Raw genomic sequence first — 24,266 nt, forward strand, 5'->3', positions numbered from 1 at the left:
ATAATCTCCAATCATATAAAGGAGACATTAGCTGTGCTAACGTCTCCGTGTCATTTATGGGTATAGACGGTTTAATAATCTTGGGAATGGTGCGGTTTCTCTAACATGTTGAACACCTGAGAACCATGCAACTGCACGCTCTAAACCAAGACCGAAGCCTGAATGCGGCACACTACCATATTTACGTAGATCTAAGTACCATTCATAGGCGTCTAGGTTTAAGCCTGAATCGATGATTCTTTGTTTAAGTTCATCGTAGTCATGAATACGTTCACTACCACCGATAATCTCACCGTAACCTTCTGGTGCAATTAAATCTGCACAAAGTACTGTACGTGGGTCTTCAGGGTTAGTACTCATATAGAAAGATTTAATTTCTTTTGGATAATTTACGATAAAGACCGGTTTCTCAAAGCTGTTTGCAATCTCAGTTTCATGTGGAGAACCGAAGTCATCGCCCCACTCAATATCATCAAATCCTTTTTCGTGTAAGAGGTCAATGGCCTCTGTATAAGTGATTCTAGGGAACGGTGCTTTGATTTTTTCAAGCGCTGTAGTATCACGTCCAAGAGCCTCTAAATCCAGTTTACAATGCTCTAAAACATTTTTAGCTAGATATTCAACATATTGTTCTTGAACAACTAAGCTATCCTCGTGATCATAGAACGCCATTTCTGGTTCAATCATCCAAAACTCAATCAAGTGACGACGCGTTTTAGACTTCTCAGCACGGAAAGTAGGACCGAAAGTAAAGACTTTACCATGCGCCATTGCAGCAGCTTCAGCGTACAACTGACCACTTTGTGAAAGGTATGCATCTTCATCAAAGTATTTAGTATGGAAGAGTTCAGTTGTCCCTTCTGGAGATGAACTTGTTAAAATTGGTGGATCAATTTTTTTAAAGCCATTTTCATAGTAGAAGTCATAAGTACTTTTGATAATTTGATTTCTAATATTCATTACAGCATGTTGTTTTTTAGAACGTAACCATAGATGTCTGTTATCTAGTAAAAACTCAGGCCCATGTTCTTTTGGTGTAATTGGGTAACCATCTGCACTTTGGATAATTTCAATACGAGAAACTTCCATCTCATAGCCAAAACTTGAACGGTCATCTTCTTTAATTACGCCAGTCACATACATAGAAGTTTCTTGGTTTAAACCTTTAGCAAGGGTAAATAAATCTTCGTCGTTCGCTTTTACGACGATACCCTGCATGAATCCAGTACCATCTCTTAATTGTAAAAATTGAAATTTACCTGACCCACGTTTTTGGAGTAACCATGAGCCGATTGTGACTTCTTGACCCACGTAGTCTGGTGCTTGATTAATTGTTATTTTCATTCTTACCATCCTTAGACTGTCGTTTTTTTATTAATAAATGTTTTAATTCTTTCAATGCCTTCATTGAACTTTTCTTCAGAGACTGAATAGCTAATACGTGCATAATCTTTTGCACCAAAAGCTGCTCCAGGCACAATTGCAACGTATTGGTCTGTTAAAAGACCTTTAACAAAATCATCTACACTGTCATAACCACACTGACTTGCAATATCTTTTAAATAAGGGAACAAGTAAAATGCCCCTTCTGGTTTGATACAGCGAACGTGTGGCACTGTCATGAGTTTTTCATAAGCATTGTCACGACGCGCTTTAAACGTGCTCACGTAATCATTTTTAAAGTCGTCTGACATGTTATATGCCTTAATCGCAGCATATTGTGAGGGTGATGCCACACTCGTCGTAGATTGGGAAGATAAATCCCCTAATGCTTTAATAACATTCAATGGGCCACAAGCGTAGCCAATACGCCAACCTGTCATCGCATGTGATTTACTAAAGCCATTTACGATAATCGATTGCCCTTTAATTTTCTCGCTTAAACTCGCAATCGAAATATGTTCACGCTCATAGGCCAAGACTTCATAAATCTCATCGACCACTACTATTATATCAGTATGTTCTAAAACATCTACTAAGGCCTGTAGTTCCTCTTTACTGTAGATGCCCCCTGTTGGGTTATTAGGTGAGTTTAAGACAATCATTTTAGTCTTTTCAGTGATATGTGCTTTTAAAAGCTCAGGAGTCAGTTTAAAGTTTGTGTCTTCTGTTGTTTCAATTGTGACAGGCTCTCCGCCCACCATTTTAATCTGTTCAGAATATGATACCCAGTAAGGTGCGGGTAGAAGCACTTCATCAGTCGGATTTAAAGTAGCTAAAAAGATATTAAATAACACTTGTTTTGCGCCATTACCTACGTATACCTCGTCTGGAGTATACTCTAGATTATTATCTCTTAACATTTTGTCTGCAATCGCTTGTCTCACTGCTTTAATACCGACAGAAGCTGTATATTTTGTATGGCCATCAAGTGCGGCTTGATGGGCAGCTTCGATGACTTCTTCAGGTGTATTGAAGTCGGGCTCACCTGCAGATAAGCTGATAATATCATAGCCATCAGCTTTTAGTTTTCGAGCTGTGTTTGTAATTTCAATCGTTTGGCTCGGTGTAAGCGACTTAACTTTCTCGGATAATTCCATCTTGCGGCAGTCTCCTAACAATTCGTTTTCCTTATTATAAATCAAAAAGCAATGCTTTAAAAGATGTCCGATCATCATGGATAATATTTTTCTCAGGAAAATATTTTAAGAAAGCATTCTTATATGGTTTATTTATTATCCTATCATCAAAGAGCATGAGAATACCCTTATCTTCTTCACTACGTTTTAATCGACCTGCAATCTGTCTAAAGTGAATGACAGCCTCTGGTAAATCTTCAGAATAGAAATGTGAAAAGCTGTCCTGGTTAGGCACTGGGAATGGTAATTTAGTCAGCATGAGTGTCTTATCTTTTTCAGATACTAAGTTGACCCCTTCTGTAAAAGTGTAGGTCCCTAATAACAGGCATTGGCTAAGCTGATTGTACTGATTGAGTAATTTTTCATTATTAGAACCACGCGTCTGTTTTAAGACAGGAATCTGATCAAATAAACCGACTTCCTCAGTATAGCTGTAGACCTTTTCTAGTAGTTCGAAATTAGAGAAAATAACAATGAGTTTACTGTTCGTTTCACTTAAGTACAGGGATAGGTAATCCAGAATATCGATAACATAATCAGGATTGTTCATATCGTAACTGCTGATGTCGTTTGGAATGAATAACTTTATGTCATCAAACATTTCGGTATTATCCATTATTGTCGTATCATATTCGTGATCACCAAACCAATATTTCAAATGCTTAAAACTGCCATTTACTTCTAGAGTTCCTGATAATAAAATCTGGCTAGGAATCTTAGTTAAAGCACTTGCTAATTCATCCAGTACGTCAGTTCTAATTTCAACTTCTGTACGTGTCGGATTGGCATGAGTTTCTATATGACAGTCATCGTATATAATCGCATGCTGAAGCCTTTTTAATGATTGTTCAAAGAAATGCATGTGATTATATAGTGCTTGGTAGTTCTTCGTACCTCTTATTGTACTTAAAAATAATTGTGTATACTTAATGATGCTTTCTAAGGTCTCACTCGCTTTTTTAATCTTACTTTTAGAAAAATGCTTAAATAATTCATCAATTTGTCTATGCAAATTGACGACAATATCTTCTAGTAAATATAGGGATACGGCTTTATTATCTTCAGCATAGGAACTTAATAAGCGAGATTGACTCAACTGTCCGATTTGACCAATAAAAAACTTCATCTCACTATAAGTATATTTTCTTCTTTCTTTTAAATCTAAGGCAGATTTTAACTGATGCGCTTCATCGATTATTAAGGCATGTACATCATACAAATTATTAATACAATCATTAAGGAAATAATGGTTCGTCACAATAACAGGCACTCTTTTAGCATTGTTTAAGGCACGTTTAAAATAGTAGTGTTGCTTATTGTCACCATTCTGGATGCGCATCGTATCGTAGTATGATTTTTCGGGTCCACGTAGATTTAACTCAGATAAGTCACCTGTTTTCGTAGATAGCAACCATACCAAAATGCGCATTTTTAAAAAACAAATTTCTGGATTATTATCTTCTGATTCTAAGAGTGCAGAAAAAGCATCTAAATCAATATAATTATTTCTTCCTTTTAATAAGACAAAGGGCGCTTCTAATGAAACAACACTTCTTAGACGCGTTATTGAAGACTCTATTAATTGGTTTTGTAATATTTTTCTCGATGTGGAGACGACGACTTGCTGATGATAATTTGAGTAATAACAAATTGCTGCAATTAAAAAAGCATCACTTTTACCAAGACCAGTGTAGGCTTCAATGGCATGAAACTTCTCATTGACTAGACTATCGTAAATTAATAAAGATAAGTCATATTGATCTTGGCGGTAGTCATGATTGGTTTCATGTAGATATTTTTTATATAGCTCATCTACAGAAATCGGTTTAATATCATGTGTGTTTAAAGTAAAGTCCTTGATATAAAACTGCTTATAACTGACGATGTCATCTCGATCGTTGTCTATATTAAGACTTAAGACATTAAAGAGTAAATCAGTAATATTAGTGGGTAAAGACTTCGTTAAATGATAAATCGTAATCAGCGTTTGTCGATGTAGATTTAGAATTAAGTCAAATATCTTAATCAGAACTTTAGCAGTTGCTAAGGCATCTTCGTCTGCCCTATGTGCCTGTGATAATTTTATATCTAAAAATTCAGCGACTAAATGTAACTGATACCCAGGAACTGTAGGCAGAAAGATTCTTGAAAGTTCGACCGTATCTATTTTATAGGTTGGGTTATATTTAATACCACATGCCTTAAATGCAGTCTTTAAGAAATTGAGATCAAAATCTACATTATGTGCAACAAAGACTGAGCCCTTGAGCATGTCCCTAATTTCCCAAGCGATATCTTGAAACTTAGGGGCGCCAATCAACATATCAGGCGAAATACTTGTGAGTTCCCGAATAAAGGGTGATATGGTCGTTTTATCACTTAAGAAAGTATTGTATGTGTCCACAATCTCATTGTTTCTCACAAAGACAATACTAAGTTGAATAATCTTATCTTTTTGTAGGTTGTTACCGGTCGTTTCTAAGTCTACGACGGCAAAAGTTTTATTTAACATCATATCACCAAATTAAATTTCAATATCTGCACTGATTACCTGATGTATATTTTGTTCTTCATCAATAATGATTAGGTAACCCTCATCATTTACATCAAGTGCCTTACCTTTAATCATACCATTTGAACTGCTAATCTTTAATTGACGATTAAAGATTATGGAATGCTCTATCCATTCATCTCTAATTTCTGAAAAAGAAGTTGACATAAATTTGTTATAGTAAATTTCTATATTCTTAAATAACTCACTTAAAAATGAATCGATATCTAACTGCTTTTCAGATGGTAGTTCAGCATTAAGAGCAGTAGCAGTCGACAATGATTCGATATCTGTTGAGGGTTCAATATTGATACCCACACCACATATAATGGTTTGAACGGTGTCTTCTTCAGAAACAATTTCTGTTAAAAAGCCGCATACTTTCTTATCACTGATATAAATATCATTAGGCCATTTAATTCCACTTTTTAAACCTGTGTTCTTTCTAATCGTTTGACTAATTGCTAATGACATGAATAAGTTGAATGTAATCATATCACTATGTTTTATATTCGGCCTTAAGACGAGTGACATGTAGAGACCAGTTTCTTTAGGAGACAGCCATTGCCTTTTAAACCGTCCCCTACCTTCCGTCTGTGACTCACTTACTATTACTATGTTATCATCATTTTTATGTAAAATGTTAAAGGCTGTATTTTGTGTAGAGTCAACAGTCTTTTTATAGATGAGTTGATCAAATAGTGTGGATTTGTCAATAATCGATAGCAGTTTGGCTTGATTAATATTTTGAGATGCTCCGACTAATGCGTAGCCCTTATTCTGAACAGCTGCTATTTGATATCCCTCATTTTTCAAAGCTTGTATATTTTTCCAAATCGCTGTTCTAGAAACATTCAGTTGTTCTGCAAGTGAATTACCAGAAACAAATGTTTCACTTTGTAAACAATCTAATACTTTACTCTTCGTACTTTGCATGATTTTTCACCCAGTTAATTATTTCGTTTTGGTCATTTTCCAATTGACCGAGCACGACTTGTTTTTCTATCTCTGATAATAGTGTTTTTAACCATGGTCCGCCTTGTCGTTCTAGTACCTGCATTAAAACTCGACCATCAACATATAGGTCACTACGACTGTTTATAACAAGTTTGTCTCTCAGTGTGATGGCATTTAAAAGTATGTCGACTGAATCTGTACTTAGTACGTCATTCTTTTGATTTAAGTGAAGGACTAAATCCATAATTTCCTTGTTATAATAGTAGGCAATTAATTTAGAATTTACATTCATGGACAAGTCATCCATTAAAGATAAGCTATCACGTATCTGATTTTTTAAGTGGTTCGATGGCTTGAGCTCATTTAGGAACCTTAACAAGGATTGGTCATGGTAAACGTGTATTACGAGTGCTTCTTCAATATTTGATACGCATGCACTAAGATATGTGTCTTTATGGACATGCTTAAAGAAAGGGATATATTCCAGTAAGCCAGTTTCAACTATAATATTTTGTGCGGCCGACGGATTTAAGCCTGCATACATTTTCTTAAGTTCTGTAAAAGTACGCTCACTCGCAATATGAGCAAGTAAAGCCTTATTTTTATGAATCGCTGCCTTTACATTTTCAGTTAGTTTAAAGTCTAATTGGGACATAAATCTAACAGCTCTCAGCATGCGAAGTGCGTCCTCACCAAACCGTTCATCTGCCTCGCCTACTGTATTAATAATATTTTCTTCTAGGTCATCTTGACCGTGATAAGGATCAAAGAGTATCATATTTTTCATCATTGCCATTGCATTGATCGTAAAATCTCGGCGACTTAAGTCATCTTGAAGATTTTCTGTGAAGAATACTTTGTCTGGTCGTCTAAAATTACTGTAGGTACCTTCTGTACGGTAGGTCGTTACCTCAAAAGGTGTATCTTCTATTAGAACAACAATCGTGCCATGTTCTTTACCCACATCAATCGTCCGTTCGAATAGCCGTTCAATTTCTTCAGGTAAGGCATTTGTTGTTATATCTACATCGTTAATTGGCCGATTCAATATATAGTCACGCACTGCCCCGCCTACAAAATAGCCTTCATAGTCGTTTTTCTCTAAGATGTCTAAGATCAAGCCTGCCTGCTTAAACAGTTTATTCATGTGCATCACCAGAGATTAAATGGTTATATAAATTCTCATATTGATCAACAATTTCTTCCATATTAAAACGTTCTTTTATATCTTTTAACATAGCACCTTGCATAGTTTTAAATTGGTCTTCATGGGTTAACAATTGAACAATACGGGCTGCTGCTGTTTTATAATCACCAATTTCAACTGTATAGCCTGACTCATTATCTTGAATTACTTCAGATATCCCACCGGCAGTTGAACCTATAGGTACAGCACCACAATACATTGCTTCTAGCATCGCTAGGCCAAAGCTTTCTTTTCTGCTAAGTAAAAGGAAAATATCTGCGAGTTTATAGTAGTCTGTGATATCAGAAACTTGGCCTATGAAATGAACGCGGTCTTCTAAATCTAATGATTTTACAAGTTGTTTTATAGAGAAAAGCTCTGGTCCATCTCCGACATATACTAAGTGACAATCGACTTCTTTTAAAGCTTCGTTAAATGCATATAAGACATGATCGACATTTTTAATCTTTCTGAAGTTTGAACTATGAACAAGCACCTTTGCTTCATCTGGAATGCCGAGCTTAATTTTTGTTTCAGCTTGAATCTCTAAACGACTCTCTGTATTAAAACGAGTATCGTCAACAAAGTTATAGACGGTCTCTATTTTAGTTTTTGGCTTAATAAGGTCATAGGTCTGCTCTCTTAGACTATTCGACACCGATGTCGTTAAATCAGACTTATCAATCCCAAAACGAATCGCATTTACCAATGACATATCGTGACCGAGTACAGTAATGTCAGTACCATGTAAGGTTGTTATTATACCCACATCTTTTTTCTTAGACATTTCACGAGCCAAGATGCCACATACAGCATGAGGAATCGCATAGTGCATGTGAATAACATCTAAATCAAATTCATCTATCACTTCGGAGATTTTACTAGATAAGGTAATGTCATAAGGTGGATACTTAAAGACACTGTAGTCGTTAACTTCTGTCTTATGGGTATATATATTATCGTGGTTTGCTCCAAGTCTAAATGGCACACTGGATGCAATAAAATGGACCTCATGACCTCTATTTGCCATTTGTATGCCAAGCTCTGTTGCAATGATGCCACTCCCACCTACACTTGGATAACATACAATTCCTAACTTCATACCAATGCACCTCAACTACTTATAATTTATATCAGTCTTAATTATAGAGAAAATTTATCGATAAAGGAAACGAATATTACTACAAATAAAAAAACGACCGAATAAACGGTCGTCTATAATCTAATTCTAATTGTTTCTTGCAATCATAATAAAGCGTAGAAGTTCAGCCACAGCGACTGCAGTTGCTGCAACATAAGTCATTGCTGCTGCATTTAACACTTTCTTAGCATGACGATACTCTTTACTATTAACAATATTTAATTCTTCGATTTGATTCATGGCACGTTTAGAAGCATCGAATTCCACTGGTAAAGTCACCACTTGGAATAATACTGCAAAGGCCATTAAACCGATCCCTGACCATAAAAGAATTTCGCCTAGTCCCCCACCTGCTGCACTTTGTGCCGCAGTTAAGATAATACCAGCGATAATTAAGAAATACGAGAAGTTAGAGCCTAATGTCGCTAATGGTACCAGTGCTGAACGGAAGCTTAGGAATTTATAGCCTGTTGCATGTTGAATTGCGTGACCAACTTCGTGTGCGGCAACTGCTGTACCTGCAACACTTGGATTGTCGTAGTTACCTGGAGATAATACGACTTTTTTGTTTTTAGGATCATAGTAATCAGTCAAAGTACCTTGTCCACGTTCGACACTTACATCGTAAATACCATTCTCACGTAAGATATCTTCAGCGACTTGTTTACCAGTCATACCACTAGTCGAACGCACTTTAGAATACTTGTTAAATGTAGATTTAACATTCATCTGTGCAAGCATTGGTACTATCATTAAAATTATAAAATAGATTATCAGATACACATTTGTCCCTCCGTCTTGTTCATAGTTATATTTTACTAAAGTGATTTTACATAAGTCAATTATTACGTCTATCTACAAGCTTCCATAATAGTATAAGCACGATTATTGTTAACCAAAAAGCCAAGTATCCTATTTGATTTGCAAATACATGCAAGTTTCCGTATCTTGGATACTGCATAAAAACATAATCGATGACGTCATTATGAAATAACCATAAGGCAGTCACACCAAAGTGCCAAATTTTTATTTTCATATGGGGAAGAAACAAGAACGCTTGAATCGCCATTGCCAAGTGGGATGCAATCAGCATCAAGCCAACTAATGAGACAAAGCCCATGTCAATAAAGTTCCAAATGTTCATAATCACTGCCCAAACACCATACTTAATCAAGGTTGTAAATGCTAGAGCATCAACCAACCCTGAATGCTTATTAAACAAGATTAAGACAATAAGTACACATAAGAACAAAGTTGCAGTCGGGCTATCTGGTACAAATGGGTAGAAATACCACGGTGTAACGGAAAGTTGTCCACCATACCAAATATAGCCATAGACTGTACCTAAAAAGTTTGAAATCAGCAATAAGACTAAGAATTTTCTGTTAAACATTAAGTTATATATGTAGTTAAATAGCATAGTTTCTCCTACAAGAAGACCCCTCTGTTACCAGAAGGGTCGTTATTATTTGTATTATTCAGCTGATTCTTCAACATTGCTTGCTTCGTCTTTACTTGTTAGTTCAAGTCCAGCAACATATTCAGAAATCGCAGTGATTTCTTCGTCTGTTAATTGACCTTCAAAGGCAGGCATTTCACCACTACCACTTCTAACAAAAGCTTCAACCATTTCAGGTTGTAAATCAGGTTCAATTAAGTTCGGGCCTGATCCACCAGCAAGTTCCCCACCGTGACAACTTGTACAGTTTGTACGGATTAAGTCATTGAAGACAGGATCTTCTGCATCTAAGTTAGAGAAAACAATCTGACCTTGTTGGTTTTGTTGTTCCCAATCATGGTAAGCAACTGATTCCCAAGTTGTGTAGAAGATAATACCTACAGCTATGAGCATCATACCTGTAGCAACTGGACGTTTTTTCCAGTGACGTTCTTTCTTACCGTCAAGCCATGGTGCGAGTAATAGAGCACCGAATGCGATACCAGGAATGATAATCGCACCTACTACGTTAAATGGACCAGACGCATAAGTGTATTTTAAAATCTGATAGAGGAAAAGGAAATACCAGTCAGGTAGCGGAATATAACCTGTATCAGTTGGGTCTGCCATGCGCTCTAATGGTGCAGGGTGTGCAACCGTTAAGCATAGGAAACCGATTAAGAATACTGCACCAGCCATCCATTCTTTAAGAAGGAAGTCTGGGTAGAATTCCTCTGTACGACCAGGGAATTCTGAATAATCACGATTTAATTTTGGTTTGTCATACTTTTGTACACGTGAATCACCTACAAAAGTTAGACCTTTACCGTGTTTCATAAATAGTCCCCCTCCTTCTTATAGTGGTCCTGCAATACCTTGTCTACGTATTAAGATAAAGTGAATAGCCATTAATACAAATAGCGCAGCAGGCAGGAAGAACACGTGGATAGCAAAGAATCTAGTCAGTGTTTGAGCACCGATAATTGTCGCATCACCTGCAAGTAGAGTCTTAATCCACTCACCGATAAACGGAACACTTTCAGCGATATCTAAACCTACTTTAGTAGCGAATAGAGCTTTCATATCCCATGGTAATAAGTAACCTGTGAACGCAAGGCCAAGCATAACTGCGAATAACAGTACACCGACAACCCAGTTTAATTCACGTGGTGACTTGTATGCACCTGTAAAGAATACTCTTAGAGTATGTAGGAACATCATTACTACGACCAAGCTTGCACCCCAGTGGTGCATACCTCTAACAATAACACCAGCTGCAACATCCTGTTGTAGGAAGTAAACAGAGTTCCAAGCGTTAATGATATCTGGTACATAGTACATTGTTAAGAACATTCCAGACAAGATCTGGATTACTGTAATGAAGAACGTTAAACCACCAAAACAATAGACGAAAGCTGAGAAGTGATAGGCAGGGTTAACATGCTCAGGCACTTCGTGATCTGCTACGTCTCTCCAAATTGGTGTGATGTCAATTCTGTCATCAATCCAATCATAAATACGATTCAGCATCAATTACCCTCCTATACTAATTCATTTTCTTTAATTGCACCGATAGTTAAGAATCCGTCAGATTCTCCAACTTCGTACATATCTAAAGGCCCACGTGGTGGTGTACCTGGTACATTCTCACCATTTTTCTCATAGAGCCCGTTGTGACATGGACAGAAGAAACGCTCTGGATTACTTGCATCGCTTGCCCATGATACAGTACAACCCAAGTGCTTACAAACCGGTGATAGCGCGATGATCTCATCGCCTTCTTTGTAAACCCAAGCGAAGTCTGTAACTTCACTCACATACCAGCCATCTGTTTGCTCGAATGTGAAGTCTACACTGACTGGTTCTTCGGTGATGTCAGCAACTTTTACACTTGTTGCAATCATGTCACTTGCAGATGATTCTTTAAATAGTGGATCTAGAGCAAAACGACCCATTGGAAGAATCATTCCTGCAGCCATAAATGAACCCACACCCATTAGAGAATAGTTCAAAAACTGGCGTCTTGTTACTTTTTGCGACATTAGTCTTTCCCCCCTCAAACGCACATACTTTTACAAATAATATAACTAGGACATTTCAATTTTAGCTCATTAAAACTGACTGGTCAATATGGTTTTCAAAGAATTGACACATCTAATAAATAGATTGTGTAATAATACTTCTAATTATTGATTCCATACACCAATAATTTGCTTGATAACAGATTTTACTTCGTCATTGATTATTGAAATTTTCATTTCATTATCCATATCGCTTATTGGAATACTATTAACCCTAATGTGATCCAAACCATCTAACTCAATATCTTGATAAGCAATGCTCACCACATTTTTAAAGCCATATGCTTTTAATTGATCTTTGTAAGCAATAAGGCTCGTATGGTCATCTGTTACAGTTGTAAAAGCAGGTGTAATCATCAATCTACCCTTCAGCTGTTTTTCTAACTGGATGGATATTAATTGCATGAGTTCTAAATTATTAGCATGTGTGAGAACTTCATTATCAAAAGCAATGCTTACCACTGGCACAATTGCAGTATCGATAAACTCAATTTCATCCTTTAAAACGCGAAGATCCTGTGTATTAAATAACACACTGACTACCCTCTTTCTTTTGTTAATTTTTGTAGCTCATCTGTCAGTTCATAAAATCTAACTTCATCTTTAGATAATAAGGCTTGGTCGATTAAATGTTCGAGTTCCTTTATATCTTCTTGAAGAATCTCATCATTTTTTGTTAGTTCTTCAGACCGAATTTGATTATAGCGAATATCATCTGTTGAGAGTATGAATTCTAAATAAAGACCGTCAGTTTTGTTCAAGTTCAATTCATGGAAGATTGTCTCACCATTGTCTGTGATGATACCGTCTTTTTCGAACATTAAGGTTGGTCTATTTACATTTTTTTCTGCAATCCTTAACTTTCTACGTATAGAAGAATCCGTAAAGGAAATATTATGGGTAATCAGTGGGTGAGATTTAATAAAATTCAAGATCCAAACTGCAGTATGGTCCTTAAAATCATAGTTATAGAGACAATAGTTAATAAAATCTTTTTTAAAGCTCGTCTTCCTCACCTGCTATCTGCTCATAATCCATCTGCCAGTCCGGATTGTCAGGTTCTAGTTGCATCAGTTTCTCTAGGATTTGTTTTTTGTCTGGATGATTAATTTCTCTTAAGTAATAGTAATAATCTACATAGAATTCAAGAGAATCATCTAACAGTGCTTGGGCATCCTTGTAGTATTTTAAGGCTTGACTGTCATTTTCATTTTCTGCTTCTATTTTAGCAAGTAAGTAAATCGATTCACCACTTAGGGCATTGATGTCTAAATGTTTAACATAGTCATCGATTGTGTCTGTTTCACCTGTTTTTAAAATACTTTCAAAGAGCATTAGATATGCATCATCGTAGTCTTCATCCAGTTCAGTTGCGATTCTGAAATGTTCAATGGCTTTGTCCGCTTGGTTTTGTCTAAAGTACAAGCGACCAAGATGGAAGTAAATAAGCGAGTTTTTATCATTTTCTTTAAGATAGGTTAAAAGTGTTTCTGTCGCGTCTTCTAAATTATGTTCAGTTTCATAGATGTTCATGAGTAAAATATAGGCATTGATAAAGTACGGTTCATTGTCGAGTACTTTTTCAAGTAAGCTTTTAGCTGCATCGTAATCTTTTAAATTATATTCGAGTAAGGCTTTTTTGTAGAAGTCTTCATTTGAATAATGATCTTCTGAAATACTATCGAAATATGCACGTGCATCTTCAAAGTTTAAAAGATTGACGTTGATATCCGCTAATCTTAAACCAAGTAATATACCATTTACTTCCTCGAGCCCTTCGTTTAAAACATCTTCATAAAATCTGACTGCTTCCTCAAGGTCACCATTTGAGTAGTATAACTCGGCAATTGCAAAGTCGATAATGATGTCATCAGACATATTTTTTGCCTCAAATAACAATCTTAATGCGACGTCGTTTAAGTTCATCTGTTGAAAGATTTCTGACTTCAACATTAGTACTGTTGGCGTTTCAGGGCTAGAGTTAATCAGTTCAAGGGCATCATCAAGGCGCCCTTCACTGATATAAGATTCAACGATATATGAAATGACGTAATCGTCATGGTCTACGTTATTATTTAAATGTAGGAAAATCTGTCTTGCTTGATATTCTAAACCTGCATTTTGTAATGCATCTCCCAAAACAAAGAGTGCTTCTAAAGACTCATCTGAGTGAAATTGGTCTAGACTATTTAAAATATTGTTTAAATCACTTTCAGGGTATGTTCCCTGTCTAAGTTTATCGATTATTTGAAGAATTTCTTCGTGCATATTATCGATCCTCTCGTAAACTATTAAGGTCTTCAAGGAAGCTTGGGAATGACACATCTATGGCACTGATATCATCAATGTTGATTTCTTGATTCGTTGCAATGGCCATAATGATCAGCATCATTATAATTCTATGGTCATGATAACCCTTAAAGATTTCGTTTGCTGTGACTGAGCCATAGCCTGGATTGACTTCAAAACCGTCTTCAAAAGTGTTAATGTCAACACCAAACTTCTTCAATTCATCTTCAACAGCACTAATTCTGTCAGTTTCTTTATAGCGAAGTTCTTCTGCATCTCTAACGGTTGACGTTCCATTAGTAAATGCAGCAAGTACCGCTAAGATTGGAATCTCATCAATTAGACGTGGGATAATTTCGCCATCAATAGAGAATGGTTTAAGATTTTTTGTGTATTTGACATGAATGTCGCCAAAAGCTTCTCCATCTGTCGTTTTCTCATCAATCGTAATATTAGCGCCCATGGTTTTCACAACATCAATAATTCCCGCTCGAGTATCATTTAAGGATACGTTATTAATAGTAATATCAGCACCTGGTGTAATCAAGCCGAGGACGATGATGAAGGCAGCTGAAGAAATATCTCCTGGAACAACGACATCGGATGATGTCAGTGCTTGCCCTCCATTTAGTACTACGGTCTTATCTGCTACATTAATGTCAGCACCAAATTGTGCCATCATTATTTCAGAATGATTTCTTGATGGATGCGTTTCGTGAATAATTGTTTGACCTTCTTGAAAAAGCCCAGTGAATAAGATGGCACTTTTAACTTGTGCTGAGGCAATCGGCATATGATATTCAAGCGGTTTGATTTTAGCTGGTTGAATTGAAATCGGTGGGAACTTATCTTCTTTTAAGTTGATCTTTGCACCCATTTCACTTAGCGGGATGACTACCCTATCCATGGGGCGTTTAGCAATCGTTTCATCACCCTCAATCACTGCATTAATCTGTTCTAATCCTGCGACTAAGCCAGTTAAAAGACGTGTCGTTGTACCGCTGTTTCCTGTGTAAAGAATATCTGATGGAGATTGAAGCGATTGATGACCACTAGAAGTCACTTCAAAGTCAGCTCCGATTCTCTTAACGTCAGCGCCAAGTTGTCTCATGTTTTCAAAAGTTCTTAAAGTATCCGCACTAATCAGAGGGGATTTTATAAAGGTTGTTCCCTCTGCTAAAGCACCTAACATCAAAGCGCGATGGGTAATCGACTTATCTCCTGGAACAGTAATGTTACCGGTAAACTTACTATTTAAAAGTTGTTTCATAGGCACTCCCTTAACTCTAATAAGTATTCTTTTAAGGTCTCTATCTTTAAATCTGTCACAACAAGTTGTGAATCCTGATTAAATAATACGTAACTGATTACACCTGAGAGATGGTTCTTTTTATCTTTTTCAATTAATTTTAGCATAACATCAATTTCCATTTCTTTTAGAAGATGGACCGGATAGCCATGATACTTCATATAGCTATAATAAGCATCTAAATCAAATTGCGTATTATGAACTTTGTTTGAGAGATGGAGACTCGCAATTATACCAAGCATGACTGCTTGCCCGTGTGGAATTTTGTAGCTATATTCTAAAGCATGTCCAAGTGTATGACCAAGGTTTAAAAACTTTCTCCTACCGCTCTCATGCTCATCTTCAATCACAAATTGCATCTTAGTTTGAATACCCTGAATAATATAAGGGGTTAAAGTCTCTACTCGAATCTCATCTTTCGTATCAAGCATTAATTGGTTCGCATCAGCTTCTGAACTTAACAATGCATGTTTAAATACTTCACCAAAGCCACTTAATTTTTCACTTTCACTTAATGAATCTAAAAATTCTAAGTCGTAAATGACAGCCTTAGGTCGATAAAATGCACCGATTAAGTTTTTACCGTGTTTAGAATTAATGGCCGTCTTACCACCAATTGCAGAATCGTGAGCGAGCAGTGTTGTTGGAACGTGAATGTAATCTACACCACGGAGGACCATACTTGCAATAAATCCGCCTGCATCTCCAGTTGCCCCACCACCGATAACGACGAGTAGAGAATTTCTCTTAATATCTCTCTCTAATAAAAGCTCTACTGTTTCCATTAAAGGAGAAGCGTATTTAAACGATTCTCCTCCAGTGACAGTTATAGGGTGCTTGATATTTTTTAATTTACTATTTTTATATAGTGAATAGACGTTCTCATCGATGATATAAAACACCGATTCGTATTGATTAGTCAAAGATTCTAAATGAGTATCTAAGACACCGCGTTCAACATAAATTGGGTAGTTATTTGTTGGATACGTTGTAATGATATCCATATTAAAATTCTCTTAAGCGTTTTTGATAGTCACTTAAGGCAGCTTTTAACTCAGAAAAATCATCACTTGGGAATTTTTCTAGTATGGAATCAGCTACTTCAATCGCAACCATATGTTCTGCAACTATTGATGCTGCTGGTACAGCACTTGGATCACTACGTTCAATCGTTGCAGTAAATGGTTCTTTCGTCTCAATATCCACGCTCATTAAAGGCTTATAAAGTGTAGGGATTGGTTTCATAACACCTCTAACTACGATTGGCATACCTGTTGTCATACCGCCTTCAAAGCCGCCAAGATTATTACTACTTCTGTAATATCCTTCTTCTGTAGAATATTTAATTTCATCTTGAACTTGTGAGCCAGGTGTAGAGGCCATTTTAAAGCCCATGCCAAATTCCACACCTTTAAAGGCGTTAATACTAACAATAGAACGGGCAATTTTTGCATCTAATTTACGGTCATAGTGTACATGAGAGCCGAGTCCAGCTGGTGGGTTTTCAACGATAACTTCTACTACTCCGCCGATTGTATCCCCGTTTTTCTTAGCAAGATCAATTGTCTCTTCTGCGGCTTTAACGACATCTGTCGATACCATACGTACACTGGAGCTATTAGTGTTTTCTACAATTGTATCGAAGTCATAAGAGCCTTCATCTATTACTTTACCAATCTGTGTCACACGAGAAGTAATTTTAATATCTAGACTGTGTAAGAGTTCCTTACATAGTGCACCAACAGCTACGCGTGCTGTCGTCTCTCTTGCTGAAGAGCGCTCGAGTATATTTCTAAGATCACGATGGTTATACTTCATGCCACCGACTAAGTCTGCATGACCTGGGCGAGGTTTTGTTATAACACGCTTCATTTCTTTTTCTTCATCTTCTGAAATAGGTTCTGCACCCATGATGCTGACCCAATGTTTAAAGTCATCGTTATTGATCTCCAACATGATGGGACTGCCGAGTGTTTTACCATGTCTTATACCTGCACCAAACTGGAAGGTATCCTTTTCAATTTGCATGCGACGACCTCTACCGTACCCACCTTGACGTTTAAAAAGTTCCTCTTGCATGCGGTCCTTATCAATTGGAAGATTGGACGGAAAGCCCTCGACTATAGCGCTGACCTTAGGACCGTGTGATTCACCTGAAGTTAAAAATCTCATAGTAAGCACCTCTGTTAATTTTTTTGTATATGAAAAAAAGACTGAGTAATTTCTTACCCAGTCCGATTGATCATTTTAGTAAATCCAAGCGCTATTAGATAGGTTGTAATCAACTAATTCAGATTGGTCAAAGAATAGATTGATTTCTCTTTCTGCACTTTCTGGTGAATCTGAACCGTGTATGATGTTTTTTCCTACAGTTAAACCGAAGTCGCCACGGATAGTACCGGGTGCTGCTTCTTGTGGATTAGTTGAACCAACAACTAAACGTGCTGTTTTAATGACGTTCTCGCCTTCAAGTACCATAGCAAATACAGGACCAGAAGTGATGAAGTCTACTAACTCACCAAAGAAAGGTCTTTCGCTGTGTTCACCGTAGTGTGTTTTAGCAAGCTCATCAGATACTTGCATTAATTTAGCACCAACGATTTTAAAGCCTTTGTTTTCAAGTCTTTCAACGATAGGTCCGATTAGGTTTCTTTGGACACCATCAGGTTTAATCATAAGAAATGTTTTTTCCATTATAATAGCTCCTTAAAAATGTTTTCGTCTTATTTTATCACTATCTATAGGCGGTTTACAAACTAATTACGCCTATTTTTTAACATATCTGCGATTTCTAAAAAATATTCCTTAATTGGAGTCTCAATCTCAGCAACAGCCTCTGTAGCTTGGGTAATGTGATCATGACTAATATCTAAGGCCTTGTTTATGGCATCTGTTTCTAATAGATAGTTTATTAATTTATTGTCATCAGTCTTATAGTTGGAATATGATTCGAGCATCGACTTAAAGGTGGGATCACTGTCCCTTAAAAGTAAGACTGGTAAAGTATAATGACCATTTTTAATATCAGCAAAACGCGGTTTACCGAGCACCTTACTAGATCCTGTAAAGTCTAGACAATCATCAGTAATTTGAAAGCTCATACCGATATGGTAGCCGTATGTGACGAGTTTTGAAATCGTCTCATCATCAACCTTACCTGCATAGGCACCAAGTTCAATACTGAGTACGATTAATAAGGCAGTCTTTCGATATATTTTTTTATAATATTCATCTAAGGTTTGATAAGCATCGAACTGACTATCAAATTGAATCAGTTCCCCTCTAACAATTTCTCGAATTCCTGTGGAATATGTTTCATGAAATTTTGAGCTCTCAATTCTCGCAACAAGTTGTAAGGCAGAAGATAACAAATAGTTTCCTGTATTGACCGCCTGGAAATAGCCGTGATTATGATAGACCGTCGGTTTACCTCGGCGTAAGGCGCTATCATCAATAATGTCATCATGAACAAGGCTCGCCATATGAAGTAATTCTAAACTTGCCCCGGTTTTTAAAACATCACTATATGCATCTGCATCGCCAAGTTGTCCTGATAGAATTGTAAATAAGGGTCTGAGTTTTTTGCCCCCAGAATTAAACAATTCAAAGCTTTGATCGTTGACTAAGATTCCATTAGGCTCAAGCTCTTTCTTTACAATCTTTTTAATTTGAGACAGCTCATCAGACATGAACTTCCTTAAACTTTTCACTCGTCTTCACCCAAAGGTTTATATCCGATGTGGGTTGCGGCAGTGCCAAATGTATGAGGGATTACTTTAACACTGATGTAACCACTATCAAAGAGCATGTCTTTTAATTGAGCTTTTGTTAAAAATTGACTCGTAGACTCGTATAACCATTCATATTCCTTACCACTTCCAGCAATTTTCTGGCCAAGGAATGGCATAATCTTACCAAAGTATATATTAAAGCCAAAGTTCATAAAGGCATTCTCAGGATTAGAAGTTTCTAAAATAACGAGCTGACCACCCGGTTTTAACACTCGGTAAAATTCTTTAATACCAACTGCATAATCCGGGAGATTACGGAGTCCAAAACCGATAGTGATGATATCAAAACTATTATCTTCGTAAGGTAGATTTAAGGCATCACCTTGAACAAGAGAAATATTATTAAACTGAGCTGTTTTTTCATCAGCAACTCTCAGCATATTTTCACTAAAATCAAGGCCGATGACATTGGCATTAGGATTTTCTGCAAGTTGGATTGTCCAGTCGCCAGTACCACAGCAAAGGTCAAGAACTTGTTGATTGTCTTTAACGAAAATCTCCTTATTTGTTTTGTTTCTCCAAATGTTATGTTGATTAAAACTTATGACGTCATTCATGTGATCGTAGTCATCAGAGATTGTATTAAATATATTTTGAATTCTGTTTTCATTTTGCATTAGTCTTCACCTTTAATATTTGTTATGTATGTTAATGCAGTCTTATCGAGTGATTTATAATATTTATCTATCACCTGATAAAGCGTTGATGAGACATAACCATTATCTATTAAATAGAAAAGCGGTGCAAACAACAGATATTTTAATTCATGTTCATCAATCATTCTTGTATTTGCATAGATATCAGATTTTTTTGAGGCAAGGTCCTTTGATATCGTGACCATATCGTAAACGATGTCCATGTGACCACCCTGTGATAAGGCGAAATAGAATTCAGAAAAATAATAATCACCCATCAAAACATGTTTCTCTCGTGCTTGGTTATCTGGTATCATATCGAGCGTATTTAATGCGTATGTAAATAAGAGGACAGCTTCAGCTATATATGTTTCACCGATAATATTATTATCGTCGATAAAGAAGTCTGTGATTTCGTTCGCTTCGAGTGCTTTGACGAGATCGGACAGCGTCTTATAGTCATTTTGCTGTTCCTTTAAATATTTCATAAATATCACCTTATAAATGAATAGACCTAACTCGCGTTAGGCCTAGTAAATGGAATTATTTAACTGCGTCTTTAAGTGCTTTACCAGCTTTAAATGCAGGTACTTTTGATGCTGGAATTTCAATTTCTTCACCAGACTGTGGGTTACGGCCTTTTCTTGCAGCACGTTCACGTACTTCAAAGTTACCGAATCCAATTAATTGTACTTTTTCACCTTTAGAAAGTGAACCTTGAATTGATTCGAAGACTGCGTCTACAGCAGCTCCTGCTTCTTTTTTCGTCAAATCAGCTTTATCGCTGACAGCGTTGATTAAATCTGTCTTATTCATCTGATAGACCTCCTATAATCTGTATAATGATTTTATCATTATGTTTTGACTTTACCATACGACACTAGTGACTGCAACGCATTTAAGTTATTTTTCCTGTAAAAGACACCGAGAAATCAGTTTTTATGAACACTTGTCATGAAAATAGCCTCGTTGTTTTCATCGACAGTCATTTCTGGCGAATAAATCGGCACTATTGGTGTATATTCATATAGGATTTCTCTGATGTCATCGCCTGTTTCAAAGTCTAAGTTTTCATTTTCTATCATCTTATCTAAATCGGGGCGATAATCGATTACAAACTCTTGTCCCCCACTGTAGTATACATTTAATTCCTCACCTGTATAGGGGCTGATTACTGTTGGGTTTTCCTGCAAATTATAAAAGTCTAAATCGAGCTGATAGACGTTTGGTCCAACCTGTTCACCGAGTTCTACATGTTCACCCATACCATTGATTCTTAGAGATAAAGAACGTAGCTCCTCTATTAAGGCAAGATCTGCAAGTTTAACTGTTGGGTTCTCTTCAGCATCTAAAATTACATATTGGAAATTACCCCCATTCTCATATGCAGTTGTGGGGATATCACTTAAGTATTCTGGAACTATACTATTGAAATCAATCTGATATTCAAGATATTCTGCTGTATCAGATTTTGTTTGTATAGGTAGTACCCCGCCTTCATTCTCACTGAAGTTCTCTACCGCACTTTGAACGTTTTGTATATCGGCTTCTGGTGGTATATTATGACCTGCTCTCTCTTCTTCAGGATACAAACAACCTGTTAAAACAAAGAGCGCAATAGTTAATGTGAAAATATAGCCGAACTTACGCATGGGACGATCCCCCAATGACAAGAATCATAAGTAAGAATGCAAGTATGAGAATGAGCCACGCAATAATAGAAACGATTACACTTATAAAGCGAATGGTGATGACAAATCTTGATAAGTAGATCAAAACTGCTGCAAGTGCCATGAAGCCCATTGAGACAAAGGACACCCACATTAAATCCATCCTGGAAATATCAAACATATTTATACCTCAACCTATTTACTATTTTTAATCTGATTTTCTAATAATTGTTTCAATCCTTCAGATTCAGATGTCTTCTCTCTTTGCATTAATGCAGCAAAAGCTTCATCTTCACTGATACCATCAAAGAGATAGCCGTATAAGGTCGTCGTTATCGGCATCTCGATATCTTCAGCAATTGCAAGTTCATGAGCGGCTCTAGTTGTGTTGACGCCTTCAACAACCATGCCCATTTTCTTAGTCGCTTCCTCTAGAGTTAAGCCACTTGCCAACATTTGACCACAGCGGTAATTTCTAGAATGTTGACTGGTTGCTGTAACAATTAGATCTCCCATACCTGTAAGGCCTAAAAAAGTTAATGGATTCGCACCTAATTTTGTGCCAAGACGTGCAATTTCGTGTAAGCCACGTGTAATTACAGCTGCCTTTGGATTGTCCCCAAAACCATAGCCAGATAAGGCGCCAACTGCTAAGGCAACGATATTTTTTAAGGCACCACCGATTTCTACACCGATTAGATCATGGTTGACATAGACCCTAAAGTATTCAGTCATAAAGACATCTTGAAGTAGCTCTGCACCAGTAGAATTAACTGAGGCAACACTGACAGTTGTCGGTTGCTTTTCTGCTACTTCTTCAGCATGGCTAGGTCCACTAAGTACACCGATGTCGGACACATTCGAGTCATCGAACACTTCTGTTAGTACTTCAGAAACACGTTTATAAGTATCTAATTCAAGTCCTTTTGCTACATGGACAACTAAGATACGTTTATTAAATGATTTTAGAAGTTCATGAATGTCAGTCGCCATTTTTCTCATGGCAATTACAGGTACTGCTAAAACGATAATTTCACAGTGTTCAACCGCATCACTTAGTGAGGTTGTCGCTTGGATACCATTATCGAGTTGAATATTTTTTAAATATTTCTCATTGGTCTTTAAGTCATTGATTTCCCGAACGGTCGCTTCATTTCTACCGTACATTAAAACATCATGTTTGTTGTCATTTAGTACGATTGCGAGGCTTGTGCCGAAACTACCTGTTCCAATAACCGATATGTTCATGTGAAAACCTCCTAATTTCTTCTACGACTGATGATGTGTATCGGCGTTCCTTTAAAACCAAATGCTTTTCTTAACTGGTTTTCAATATAACGACGGTAGCTAAAATGCATCAGTTCAGTATCGTTAACAAATAATACGAAGGTCGGTGGTTTAACACTAACCTGTGTACCGTAGTAAATACTTAAACGGCGACCAGCTGAATCTGTTGGTGTTGGATTCATGCTGACACTATCAACAAGTACCTCATTTAATGTACTTGATTGAACGCGTTTAATACTCTGATCATATGCTTCCTTGATAAGTGGGAATAAGGTCTTCAATCTGACTTTAGTCATCGCAGAAACAAAAGTAAGAGGTGCATAGTCTAAGTATTGGAAGTTATCCTTAATATCCAGTTCAAACTCACGCATAGTTTTTTCATCTTTTTCAACTGCATCCCATTTATTAACTACAATGACAATGGCCTTACCTGCTTCGTGTGCCAGGCCAGCAATTCTCTTATCTTGCTCACGAATACCCTCTTCACCATTTAAAACAACAAGTACAAGATCTGAACGTTCAATGGCACGGCTCGCTCTTAAGACAGAATATTTTTCAGTCGCCTCATAGACTTTACCGCGCTTTCTCATACCTGCAGTGTCAATAAGTGTATATTCTTCATCTTCATAAGTATATTGGGTATCAACAGCATCTCTTGTAGTACCTGCAATATCAGAAACAATGACGCGCTCTTCACCTAGGATAGCATTTACAAGACTAGATTTACCGACGTTTGGCCGACCAATTAGTGAAACTTTTATTGAAGTATCTTCTTCTAATTCAGCTTCAATATCTTTAAAGTGTTTAACAACTTCGTCCAATGCATCACCTAAGCCTAGGCCATGACTGCCTGAAACAGGCCATGGATCGCCTAAGCCGAGTTGATAAAATTCATAGATTTCATTTCTCATTTCAAAGTTATCAATTTTATTAACGACTAAAACAACAGGTTTATTAGATTTTTGGAGAATCCTAGCGACGAACAGGTCATCGTTACTCACAGTTTCACGTCCATCGACGACCATCATGATAACGTCTGCTTCTAATATTGCGATTTCAGCCTGCATTTTAATTTGTTGTTGGAAAGGTTCATCTTTAATTTCAATTCCACCAGTATCGATTAAGTTAAAGGTATGGTTTAACCACTCACCTTCTGCATATAATCGGTCCCTTGTGACCCCTGGTGAATCTTCAACTATAGCTTTTCTTTCACCGATAATTCTATTAAAAAGCGTGGATTTCCCCACGTTTGGTTTACCCACTACTGCGATTGTTGGTTTATACATTGTTACCCTCCCTGTATGCACATTTATTTTAACACAAATAAAATAAAGAGCGATAGTAACATCGCC

The 24,266-nt window shown here is 36.8% G+C and carries 26 protein-coding genes; all 26 read right to left on the reverse strand.

Annotated elements, in window-relative coordinates; all coding sequences use genetic code 11:
* Positions 1-54 precede the first annotated feature (54 nt).
* The 26 genes from asnS to der all read right to left on the reverse strand — a co-directional run bounded on the left by asnS (position 55) and on the right by der (position 24,200).
* On the reverse strand, positions 55-1,344 hold the full coding sequence (gene asnS / locus H624_RS0103240) for an asparagine--tRNA ligase (protein ID WP_026866310.1): 1,290 nt from the start codon (positions 1,342-1,344) through the stop codon (positions 55-57).
* An 11-nt stretch (positions 1,345-1,355) separates the two neighbouring features.
* Entirely contained in the window at positions 1,356-2,540 is a 1,185-nt protein-coding gene (locus tag H624_RS0103245) for a pyridoxal phosphate-dependent aminotransferase (RefSeq protein ID WP_026866311.1), read from the reverse strand.
* Between the two features lie 34 nt (positions 2,541-2,574).
* Complete coding sequence (locus tag H624_RS0103250; protein ID WP_245570562.1) at positions 2,575-5,094, reverse strand: exonuclease domain-containing protein; 2,520 nt, start codon at positions 5,092-5,094, stop codon at positions 2,575-2,577.
* Positions 5,095-5,103: 9 nt separating this feature from the next.
* A complete protein-coding gene (locus tag H624_RS0103255) occupies positions 5,104-6,066 on the reverse strand; it encodes a biotin--[acetyl-CoA-carboxylase] ligase (RefSeq protein ID WP_026866313.1) in 963 nt (320 codons plus the stop codon).
* Positions 6,047-7,234, reverse strand: coding sequence for a CCA tRNA nucleotidyltransferase (locus H624_RS0103260; protein WP_026866314.1), 1,188 nt, complete (start codon positions 7,232-7,234; stop codon positions 6,047-6,049). The genes H624_RS0103255 and H624_RS0103260 overlap by 20 nt, the downstream gene beginning before the upstream one ends.
* Entirely contained in the window at positions 7,227-8,375 is a 1,149-nt protein-coding gene (gene bshA, locus H624_RS0103265) for an N-acetyl-alpha-D-glucosaminyl L-malate synthase BshA (RefSeq protein ID WP_026866315.1), read from the reverse strand. The genes H624_RS0103260 and bshA overlap by 8 nt, the downstream gene beginning before the upstream one ends.
* A 126-nt stretch (positions 8,376-8,501) precedes the next feature.
* Positions 8,502-9,197: a zinc metallopeptidase gene (locus tag H624_RS0103270; RefSeq protein ID WP_026866316.1), complete on the reverse strand. Its 696-nt coding sequence runs from the start codon at positions 9,195-9,197 to the stop codon at positions 8,502-8,504.
* 55 nt (positions 9,198-9,252) lie between these two features.
* Positions 9,253-9,834 carry a DUF1405 domain-containing protein gene (locus H624_RS0103275; protein WP_035855865.1) on the reverse strand — a complete coding sequence of 194 codons (582 nt, stop codon included), beginning with the start codon at positions 9,832-9,834 and terminating at the stop codon, positions 9,253-9,255.
* Positions 9,835-9,888: 54 nt separating this feature from the next.
* A complete protein-coding gene (locus tag H624_RS11560) occupies positions 9,889-10,689 on the reverse strand; it encodes a menaquinol-cytochrome c reductase cytochrome b/c subunit (RefSeq protein WP_051220459.1) in 801 nt (266 codons plus the stop codon).
* Positions 10,690-10,707: 18 nt separating this feature from the next.
* Positions 10,708-11,382 carry a menaquinol-cytochrome c reductase cytochrome b subunit gene (qcrB, locus tag H624_RS0103285; protein WP_026866318.1) on the reverse strand — a complete coding sequence of 225 codons (675 nt, stop codon included), beginning with the start codon at positions 11,380-11,382 and terminating at the stop codon, positions 10,708-10,710.
* 11 nt (positions 11,383-11,393) lie between these two features.
* Positions 11,394-11,894, reverse strand: a complete 501-nt coding sequence (locus tag H624_RS0103290) for a QcrA and Rieske domain-containing protein (RefSeq protein ID WP_026866319.1) — start codon at positions 11,892-11,894, stop codon at positions 11,394-11,396.
* 144 nt (positions 11,895-12,038) lie between these two features.
* On the reverse strand, positions 12,039-12,467 hold the full coding sequence (locus H624_RS0103295) for a DUF2487 family protein (protein ID WP_026866320.1): 429 nt from the start codon (positions 12,465-12,467) through the stop codon (positions 12,039-12,041).
* 5 nt (positions 12,468-12,472) lie between these two features.
* Positions 12,473-12,949, reverse strand: coding sequence for a YpiB family protein (locus H624_RS0103300; protein ID WP_026866321.1), 477 nt, complete (start codon positions 12,947-12,949; stop codon positions 12,473-12,475).
* Entirely contained in the window at positions 12,930-14,201 is a 1,272-nt protein-coding gene (locus tag H624_RS0103305) for a tetratricopeptide repeat protein (RefSeq protein ID WP_026866322.1), read from the reverse strand. The genes H624_RS0103300 and H624_RS0103305 overlap by 20 nt, the downstream gene beginning before the upstream one ends.
* Position 14,202: 1 nt before the next feature.
* Positions 14,203-15,492, reverse strand: coding sequence for a 3-phosphoshikimate 1-carboxyvinyltransferase (gene aroA / locus H624_RS0103310; RefSeq protein ID WP_026866323.1), 1,290 nt, complete (start codon positions 15,490-15,492; stop codon positions 14,203-14,205).
* A complete protein-coding gene (locus H624_RS0103315; protein WP_026866324.1) occupies positions 15,489-16,535 on the reverse strand; it encodes a 3-dehydroquinate synthase in 1,047 nt (348 codons plus the stop codon). Before H624_RS0103315 ends, aroA begins: the two co-directional genes overlap by 4 nt.
* 1 nt (position 16,536) lies before the next feature.
* Positions 16,537-17,703 (reverse strand): chorismate synthase, encoded by a 1,167-nt coding sequence (aroC, locus tag H624_RS0103320; RefSeq protein WP_026866325.1) that lies wholly within the window; start codon positions 17,701-17,703, stop codon positions 16,537-16,539.
* A 75-nt stretch (positions 17,704-17,778) separates the two neighbouring features.
* Positions 17,779-18,225 (reverse strand): nucleoside-diphosphate kinase, encoded by a 447-nt coding sequence (ndk, locus tag H624_RS0103325; RefSeq protein WP_026866326.1) that lies wholly within the window; start codon positions 18,223-18,225, stop codon positions 17,779-17,781.
* 62 nt (positions 18,226-18,287) lie between these two features.
* On the reverse strand, positions 18,288-19,241 hold the full coding sequence (locus H624_RS0103330; RefSeq protein ID WP_026866327.1) for a polyprenyl synthetase family protein: 954 nt from the start codon (positions 19,239-19,241) through the stop codon (positions 18,288-18,290).
* Entirely contained in the window at positions 19,238-19,939 is a 702-nt protein-coding gene (locus H624_RS0103335) for a demethylmenaquinone methyltransferase (RefSeq protein ID WP_026866328.1), read from the reverse strand. Before H624_RS0103335 ends, H624_RS0103330 begins: the two co-directional genes overlap by 4 nt.
* Positions 19,939-20,445: a hypothetical protein gene (locus tag H624_RS0103340; RefSeq protein WP_026866329.1), complete on the reverse strand. Its 507-nt coding sequence runs from the start codon at positions 20,443-20,445 to the stop codon at positions 19,939-19,941. Before H624_RS0103340 ends, H624_RS0103335 begins: the two co-directional genes overlap by 1 nt.
* Before the next feature lie 55 nt (positions 20,446-20,500).
* Positions 20,501-20,773, reverse strand: coding sequence for an HU family DNA-binding protein (locus H624_RS0103345; RefSeq protein WP_026866330.1), 273 nt, complete (start codon positions 20,771-20,773; stop codon positions 20,501-20,503).
* 116 nt (positions 20,774-20,889) lie between these two features.
* Positions 20,890-21,609, reverse strand: a complete 720-nt coding sequence (locus tag H624_RS0103350; protein WP_026866331.1) for a hypothetical protein — start codon at positions 21,607-21,609, stop codon at positions 20,890-20,892.
* On the reverse strand, positions 21,602-21,790 hold the full coding sequence (locus H624_RS0103355) for a DUF2768 family protein (RefSeq protein WP_245570564.1): 189 nt from the start codon (positions 21,788-21,790) through the stop codon (positions 21,602-21,604). The genes H624_RS0103350 and H624_RS0103355 overlap by 8 nt, the downstream gene beginning before the upstream one ends.
* Before the next feature lie 32 nt (positions 21,791-21,822).
* Complete coding sequence (locus H624_RS0103360) at positions 21,823-22,875, reverse strand: NAD(P)H-dependent glycerol-3-phosphate dehydrogenase (protein ID WP_026866333.1); 1,053 nt, start codon at positions 22,873-22,875, stop codon at positions 21,823-21,825.
* Between the two features lie 11 nt (positions 22,876-22,886).
* The gene (der, locus tag H624_RS0103365; RefSeq protein WP_026866334.1) at positions 22,887-24,200 is read right to left on the reverse strand and encodes a ribosome biogenesis GTPase Der; all 1,314 of its coding nucleotides are present in this window, start codon (positions 24,198-24,200) and stop codon (positions 22,887-22,889) included.
* Between the last annotated feature and the right edge of the window lie 66 nt (positions 24,201-24,266).

Origin of the sequence: Jeotgalicoccus marinus DSM 19772, from assembly GCF_000425825.1 — a bacterium.
Classification (GTDB): Bacteria; Bacillota; Bacilli; order Staphylococcales; family Salinicoccaceae; genus Jeotgalicoccus; species Jeotgalicoccus marinus.